Annotated in this window: 1 protein-coding gene; it reads right to left on the reverse strand. The window is 61.3% G+C overall.

The annotated features are described in order from the left end of the window. Nucleotides 1-22 precede the first annotated feature (22 nt). The coding region (locus tag JWH17_RS23375; RefSeq protein ID WP_232371273.1) for a sensor histidine kinase at nucleotides 23-401 on the reverse strand (379 nt) is incomplete at its 5' end.

Genomic DNA, 401 nt, shown 5'->3' on the forward strand with positions numbered 1-401 from the left:
ATCAGCACACTGAGTTCTTGGTTCATATTGGCTCGGCGGGAGTAGGGCTTACCAACGGTAAACTGAGGACGAAAGTGGTTCCGCCGCCGCCCGGGTGTTCGACACCCAGATGACCGCCGGTGGCAGCGGCGAGGCTGGCGGAAAGCGTCAGGCCCAGACCCAGGCCTTGTTCGCCGGGTTTGGTGGTGAAGAACGGTTCGAACAGATGCTTGCGCGCCTCGGCGTCGATGCCGTGACCGTTGTCGCGCACGCGCAGGCGATATTTGCCGTTGAATTCTTCGCCCTCCAGCCACAGTTCGGGCTGCGGTTGCGCCTGCATCGCATCGAGGGCGTTGCCGACCAGATTGACCAGAATCTGTTCGAGGCGAGTCTGGTCGATCTGCACTTGCACGTCGATGAAC

Source organism: Desulfogranum marinum, from assembly GCF_016918565.1.
GTDB classification, from domain to species: Bacteria; Desulfobacterota; Desulfobulbia; order Desulfobulbales; family Desulfobulbaceae; genus Desulfogranum; species Desulfogranum marinum.